The sequence below is a fragment of the Lysobacter enzymogenes genome, assembly GCF_017168095.1.
Lineage (GTDB): Bacteria > Pseudomonadota > Gammaproteobacteria > Xanthomonadales > Xanthomonadaceae > Lysobacter > Lysobacter enzymogenes_D.
The window spans coordinates 1-7,201 of record NZ_LXSD01000489.1; the positions used below are offsets into that span (position 1 = coordinate 1).

Consider the following 7,201-nt stretch of genomic DNA (forward strand, 5'->3'; position numbering starts at 1 on the left):
GCGGCCGCAGGGCCGCGGCGTGGACGATCTCGCGCCGATCCTGGCCCCGCTCGACGCCGCCGAAGCCACGCGTTTCGGCGCGCCCGCGCAGGCGGCGGTGCCCGACGCGGTGCGCCGCAGCGCGCAGCGCTGCCTGCGTGCGGACTTGGGCGAACTCGCGCAACGCGGCCTGATCGGTTCGGCCGAGGAACTGGCGCGGCTGCTGCCGCAGGTCGCCGCGGCCGATCGCGCCGAAGGGCTGGGCGAGGCGTCGCTGCGCCGCCTGTACGCCGCGGTCTATCGCGCCTTCCGCCGCCGGCGCTCGTTGATGCTGCTGGACCTGGCCCCTCAGGTGCGGATCGGCGAGCTGCCGTGGGTGGCGGCCCTGGACGGCCTGCGCGACGGCGGCCGCGCGCCGCGCGACGCGCGCGCGGGACTGGCCGATACCGCGGCGCTGGCGTTGACCCGGTTTCCCCGATCCATCGTGCCGAACCGGCTGGTGGGCGAACTCGATGCGATGGCGCGCCATGCCGGCCTGGAGTTGCCGCTGACGCAGGAGGTGGCGGCCGACATCTTCATGGACGCGTTCGCGCCCAAGTACGTGCGCGCGGCCAAGCTCGCCGCGCAGACCATGCGCGGCACGCTGTACGCCCGCTACTACGACATCGACTGCGAACGCGTGCTGGCCCTGCCCGAGGACACCCGGAGCCTGGCGCGGCTGTGCGCGGAGCGGGCCGGCGAGGCCGGGTGCGCCGGCGGCCGCGCCGCGATCAACGGCCGGATCGTCGAACAGCAGCAGATACTGACCACGCACAACCTCGCCGCGCTGTACGCCGAACTCGGGCTGGCCGCGCGCATCGGCGCCGGGCACGCGCAACTGGCCGACCGATGCCTGCGCTGGATCGTCGCCCGCCAGCGCAATCTCGCCGCCGCGCGCCACGCGCGGCTGATCGCGATCAAGCAATGCGCCTACGCGTGGCGGCAGATGCTGTTCTTCCTTTCCCACGCTTCGACGGCCGAGCAGCGCCGGTTCGCGGCGCAGGCGGAGCGGCGCTTCGACGAATTGCCGCGCGCCCTGCGCTCGCGCTTCGACCCGGTCGCGCGCGGCCTGGCGCTGGCGCTGCGCGGCGAAACGCTGGGCGAACGGGCGTTGGCCCGCGACGGCGCGCAGCGTTTTGTGGGCTGGTGCGTCGGCGCGCATCCGCAGGTGGAATGAGCGTCGCCGCCGGGCTCAGTAGGTGACCGTCACCACCACCGTGTCGCTGTAGCTGCCTGGGGTCGCTATTTGCGGGGCTACGCGGCCGTACACGGTTTGCGATTGCGCCGCGCCGGTGCCGGTGCCGGCGACCGTGTCGGTGCCCAGGGTCGTGCCCCAGCGCTGGCTGCGGCCGCTGTCGCGGTATAGCTCGTAGGGCACGAACTGGCCGCCGGCGCTGCGCATGCGCCGGATCGTGCCGCTGGCGTTGAGGCCGTTGCCGATGCCGAGCTGCCAGGCGGTGCGGCCGGTGCAGGTCAGGCCGATCGCGGTAGTGCGGTCGACATTGCTGAGGATGCGGCCCGGCACGTTGCCGAAGGCGAGGTCGGGCACCGGCTTGGGACTCAGCGTGCAGGTGTTGGGCACCGAGCCGGAGACGGTGAACGGGAACGTGCTCGCCGTGCCGGTGCTGCCGCCGCTGACGCACGAGGCCGGCATCGGCGGGGTGCCCAGCAAGGCTTCGGCGAACTGGAATTCGATCTTGGTGTCGGCCGCGCCGGTGAAGCGATTGGTGTAGGTGCCGGCGTTGAGCGCGGTCTGCGCGGGGATGCGTCCGTACAAGGTCGCGGTGAGGGTCTGGCTGCCGCCGAGCAGCGGCACGTCGTAGTCGAACTGCAGCGGCAGGAAGTTGGGCACGGTGGCGTTGCCGCGCGCGCCCCAGATCTGGCTGCGCGCGCCGTCGGTGTACAGCTGCATCTGCAGCGGGTCGGAGAAGCCGTTGATCATGCGCCGTGGCGCCAGCGTGCCGCCGCCGTCGGTGCCGCTGAAGATGCTCACGCACATGTTGACCCGCGCCTTGGCCAGCAGCGACAGCGCGCCGGTGGTGCAGGTGACGGTGAGGGTGGCGGTGGCGTCGGTGACCGCGCCGGTGGTCGCGGCGAAGGTCAGGTTGGTCATGCTGCCCGCGCACGAGGTCGCCGCCTGCGCCGGCGCGCACAGGCCCGGCGCGGCGAGCAGCGCCAGCAGGCCGCGCAGCAGCGCGAGACGCGCGCTCATCGCGCCGCCTCGCGCGCGCAGGTCAGCGGCCCGATCCGGGCGATGCCTTGCGCGTCGGCGGGATAGTCGACGCGCACCACGCATTCGCCGTCCGCGGCGTCCACCCGCAACTCGTTGCGTTCGAGCAGGTTTTCCAGATAGGTCTCGCCGTCGTAGCCGACGGTGGCGCGCTCGCCGTTGCCGCTGCGCACGGCGCTGCCCAGCGGCAGCGGCGCGCCGGCGGCGTCGCGCAAGATCAGCACCGCCGCGCGGATCTTCTCGATCGAGAAACGCACCACGGTGCCGGAGCGGTCGCGCGGCGTGGCCAGGGTTTCGACCCGGTCCAGGCGGGTGTCGGCCGGCAGTTCCATCGGATCGATGCCGATGCGGTTGCGCTGCCAGGCGTTGAGCGGCGTCACCAACAGCGCGCCGGAGGCGTCGGTGCGGCCGAACGGGCGGTTCTCCAGCAGCACCGGCACGCCGGGCACGCCGGTGGACACCACCGCGAACGCATCGCTGACGCTGCGCGCGGCGAAGCCGTGGCCGCCCATCCACACCAGCGCGCCGCTGGCGCTGGCGTAGCCGTAATCGCGCGAACCCTGGCGTGCGTAGCCGAGGTTGAAGCGGCCGGCGTCGGTCAGCCACGCCGCTTCGGCCAAGCCGCCTTCCTCGCCGTCGCCGCCGCGCGCCTGCAGGCGCCAGCCGAAGCCGCCGTCGCCGGGCACCGGCCGGGCGAGTTCGATCGCGGCCTGGTCGAGGCCGCCGGCGCGCTGCGCCGACACGCTGAGCTGGGTGCCGGGGCGGGCCGGATCGGGCTGCAGGTTAAGGTTGAAGCCGAGATAGACGGTGCGGTCGGCGCCGCGGTCGAGGTTCTGGTTGTACGACAGGCTCAGCGCGGCGCGGGTGCCGAGATTGCGGCTCCAGGTCGCGCCGGCGTAGCGCGCCGGCGTTTCGCCGCGATAGAGCAGGCGCACGTAGCTCAGGCCGAGGCTGCCGATGCGCGCGTCGCTCCAGCCGATCGTCGCGCGTTCGCTGACCCGCGGCGCGCCCAGGCCGTAGCGCGAGGCGAGGTCGCGGTAATCGCCGTGGGTGCGCTGGGTGTCGGCGGCGAAGTTGAAGCGGCCGTTGCTCCAGTTGTAGCTGGCGGTGTATTGCCAGCCGGCATCGCCGCCGTCGCGGCCGTGGCTCAGCGAGGCGCCGAACACGCCGGCCTGGCCGAGCAGCCACGCCGCGCCGGCGCCGGCGTTGACCACGCCGTCGCCGCCTTCGGCGTGCGCCTGGACGGTCAGGCGGTCGCTGAGGCCGTAGCGCAGGTCGGCGCTGAGCAAGGGCTCGCGGCCGTAGTCGAACGACCGCAGCGCGTAGCTTTCGCGCGCCACGCCCAGGCTCACCGACCAGTCCGACAGGCCCTTGGCCAGCAGTTGCTGCGCGGCGTAGAACGGAAAGTCGATGGTGCGCACGCGGCCGAAGGCATCGGTGACCACCAACTGCGCGCTGCCGGCGCCGGTGATGCCGGGCACGGTGGTGAGCTGGAACGGGCCCGGCGCGACTTCGCCGCTGTATTGGCGCAGGCCGTTGACGTACAGGTCCACCGCCGAAGGCACCGCGACTTCGCCGACCAGGGTGGGCAGCGGCGTGGTGATGCGGTACGGCTGCAGGCCGAAGTCGCGGCCGAAGCGCACGCCGCCCAGGCGCAGCGGGCGGGTCCAGTCGAGCTGCCCGCTGATCACGTCGCCGATGGCGAGGGCGAACATCGATTCGGGTTTCGACCAGCGCCAGCTGGTGTCGAGGCGGACCGAATCGGTGCGCCGCGGCGCGCCGTCGTCGCGGTAGTGGCGGATCACCCCGGTCTGGCTGAAGACGCCGTCGCCGAAGCCGAACGCGCGCGCCTCGAAGAACGCGGTGGCGTTGTCGCTGCGGTCGTCGCGGCTGGCGTAGAGGTCGTAGTTGAGCAGCAGCCCGGGCGATGCGGTGGCGCGCGGCACCTCGGCGCCGGGCGCGTTGAGGCGGCTGACCTGCAGATCCAGCAGCGACAGCGGCGCGTCGATGGCCGCGCGCTGCTGCGCCGGATCGAAGCGCACGCTCACGCCCGGCAGCGCGTCGGGCGCGAGGACGTCGCGGGGATCGCGATCGGCCAGGGCGAAGCCGATCGCGCGCAAGGTGGCGACGCTGGCGTAGAGGCGGCCGTCGCGCAGTTCGAACGGTTGCGGCGGGCCGTAGGCGGTCTGGTTGAGGCTGACTTCCAGGTACAGCGTCATGTTCGCCGCGCTGGCGCCGGCTGCGGCCGCATGCACGCCGGGCACGGCCGGCACCGTCGGCAGCCGCGGCGGCTCGGCCGCGCGGCCGAACTGCGACGCCAGGAGCAGGCCGGCCGGCATGGCGTCAGCGAGCCGGCGGGTCCAGCGCCAGCGCCTGCTCGGTGGGTTCGCCATTGATCCTCGCTTTGAGCTCGCCCGCGCCGTGCAGCGGTTCGGCCGCCGTCTGCAGCGGCCAGCGCATGCGCTGGCCGGCGAGGGCGTAGCCGAGCAGGCCGGGCGCGAGCGCGTGGCGCCGGCCTTGCGCGTCGACGAAGGCCACGTCGGCCAGCTGCGCGCGGCGGTCGCCGCGGTTGTCCACCGCCAGCCACGGCCGCTCGCCTTCGAACTGGAACTGCGCGCGCAGCCGCGGCGCGCCGGCCGCGCCGCCGGCCGGGGCCAGGAACACCGGCACCGAATAGCGCAGCACGAACTGCAGGCCCGGTGGCGCCGGCGTCTGCGCGGTCGGCAGTTCGTCGACGATCAGGCGGTAGGCGCCTTCGCGTTCGGGCGGGGCGCCGAGCCGGATCACCCGCACCAGTTGGCGCGCGCCGGGCGCCAGTTCCAGCATCGGCGGGCTGATCGCCAGGCCCGGGTCGGGATCGAGCCGTTCCTGGCCGTCGGCCTGGCTCCAGCGGAATACCCGCACCTGCGCGTGCAGCGTGGCCGGGCCGGTGTTGCTGAGCCACAGCGCGTCGGCCGGGCGGTCGTGGGCCAGGGTCAGGCTGGTCGGGGTGACCTGCAGCCCGGCCGCGAGCGCCGGCGCGCACGCGGCGGCCAGCGCCGCGCTCAGCGCGAGCCGGGCAGGCGCCAGCCGAAGGGGACTGCGGACGATCCGTTCGCGCCGCTCGCCGCCCATCGCGCGGGCGGTCAGTAGGTGATCGTGGCGATCACCACGTCATTGTAAGTACCAGCGGGAAAGTTGGCGCTGGGCGTGCGCCCGTACACCGGCACGTTGACCGCCGCGCCGGTGCCGCTGCCGGCCAGCACGTTGCCGCCGGCGCCGGTGGTGCTGCCCCACACGTCGGTGGGGCCGCGCGCGGCGGCGCGATAGAGCTGGTACGGCACCAGGTTGGCGCCGTTGGCCATCTTGCGGCTGTTCACATCGGTGCCGTTCTGGCCGTTGTCCAGGGCGATGGTGTAGGCCGTGCCCGGCGTGCAATTGACGGTCAGCTGGCCCTGCTGGTCGACGTTGGTGGCGCTGGACGCCACGCTGCCGAAGTTCACCGGCAGCGGCGCGGTGGTGTGGATGTCGCAGACGCTGGTGATGGTGATGGTGACGTTGAGGTTGGCGGTATCGGTGGCCGCGAACGCCGGGCTCGCGGCGGCCAGGGCCAGGGCGGCGAAGCAGGCGCGGCGCAACAGCGGGCGGCGCGACGTGGAACGCATCGACGGGAATCGCATGGTTCGTTCTCCTGCGCTTCAAGCGCGGTGGTCGGGCGAGCGTCTACTGCCGGTTTTGCCCGTTTAGAACGCATAAAACATGCCAGCGCGGGCACCTTAGCCATGCCTGCGCAGGGCAGGGGTGATGCTCTTCACGAGATCGGGGGGCGCACCTGTTCAGCCGCATATTTGTGTTGTTCATCACAGAATATGGGTGACGTGCTGAGTCGTCGCACATCGACCCGTGCCGTCGCCAACTGTGCGTTCGCGTCGTAAGCGTGAGCGAGCGTGAGCCCCCGCTTGTGCCGCGCCGGGGCCGAGGCCAAGATGCCGGTCCGCGGATGCGCTCCGCGCCAGAGCCTTCGTCCGCATGTCTCTCGTTCGACGCGCCAGCGCTGCCGTGCTGACGACCGCCGTGCTGTTGGCGGCGGCCGGCTGCGGCCCGGAACCGGCGCCGCCCGACGCGGTGCCGACCCTGCCGGCGCAGGCGGTGACCCAACTGGTTTCCGACCTGCGCCACAACGACCTGGCCGCCTACGCCCGCCATGCGGTGCCGCCGGAACTGCACCAGCGCCTGGAAACGGCCTGGGCCGAAGGCCGCACGGTGTGGCCGCTGACCGAGCTGCCGCTCGACGACCGCTTTCCTTCCTTCATCGCCGCGCTGGCCGAGCAGGACGCCGAACGCAAGCTGGTGGCGACCTACCGCCGCCAGTTCGCCGGCGCCGACGCCGAGCTGCAGTCGGCGGCCAAGACCCTGGGCCTGTTCGCCAGCCAGTACGTGCGCAGCGAGCCGGGCTACAGCGACACCGAGCGCGATCACCACGCGCAGCTGATCGAGGCGCTGAGCGGCTGGGCGCAGGCGGCGCCGCTGGGCGATTCGCGGCGCGCGCGCGAGGCGATTCCGCAATTGGTCTCGGCCGCGCGCGCCACCGGCCTGGCCGCGCCGGACGCGTTCGCCAAGACCGGCATGGAGCGCAGCCTGCGCCGGCTCGGCCCGTTCGTGGAGCGGCTCAAGCTGGTGCTGGGCGAGTACGGTTTGAACCTGGACGCGGCGCTGGACAGCGTCGACGCGACCCTGGACGTGCAGACCGGCGACACCGCCAAGGTGCGGATCCGCTATCAAGTGGGCGGGCAGCCGGTCGATGCGTATGTGCTGGTCGAGCGCATCGACGGCCGCTGGTACCTCAGCGACGTGCTGCGCCACGCCCGCGCCGAAGCCGATGCGCCGGCCCAGGCGGCGCCGTCGGGGACGATGGCGCAGCGGCTGGCGGCGTTGGCCAAGGTGCAGGCGCGCGCGCCGGCGGCGGTGGCCAAG

At 73.3% G+C, this 7,201-nt stretch carries 6 protein-coding genes; 2 read left to right on the forward strand and 4 right to left on the reverse strand.

The window, feature by feature from the left end:
- Positions 1-1,195, forward strand: a 1,195-nt coding sequence (locus A7A76_RS20160) for a hypothetical protein (protein ID WP_206412988.1), incomplete at its 5' end; no start/stop codon positions are given.
- Positions 1,196-1,210: 15 nt separating this feature from the next.
- On the opposite strand, the gene A7A76_RS20165 is transcribed toward A7A76_RS20160, so the two are convergent.
- From A7A76_RS20165 to A7A76_RS20180, 4 genes are read right to left on the reverse strand one after another with little or no spacing between them, the layout of a single operon-like run.
- Positions 1,211-2,230, reverse strand: a complete 1,020-nt coding sequence (locus A7A76_RS20165) for a Csu type fimbrial protein (RefSeq protein ID WP_206412989.1) — start codon at positions 2,228-2,230, stop codon at positions 1,211-1,213.
- On the reverse strand, positions 2,227-4,587 hold the full coding sequence (locus tag A7A76_RS20170; protein WP_206412990.1) for a fimbria/pilus outer membrane usher protein: 2,361 nt from the start codon (positions 4,585-4,587) through the stop codon (positions 2,227-2,229). The genes A7A76_RS20165 and A7A76_RS20170 overlap by 4 nt, the downstream gene beginning before the upstream one ends.
- Positions 4,588-4,591: 4 nt before the next feature.
- Positions 4,592-5,362, reverse strand: a complete 771-nt coding sequence (locus A7A76_RS20175; protein WP_206412991.1) for a fimbrial biogenesis chaperone — start codon at positions 5,360-5,362, stop codon at positions 4,592-4,594.
- Positions 5,363-5,373: 11 nt separating this feature from the next.
- Positions 5,374-5,907 carry a Csu type fimbrial protein gene (locus tag A7A76_RS20180; protein WP_241201074.1) on the reverse strand — a complete coding sequence of 178 codons (534 nt, stop codon included), beginning with the start codon at positions 5,905-5,907 and terminating at the stop codon, positions 5,374-5,376.
- A 379-nt stretch (positions 5,908-6,286) separates the two neighbouring features.
- Here A7A76_RS20180 and A7A76_RS20185 point away from each other — a divergent pair.
- Positions 6,287-7,201 (forward strand): hypothetical protein (locus A7A76_RS20185; RefSeq protein ID WP_206412992.1); only part of this gene is annotated, 915 nt, incomplete at its 3' end.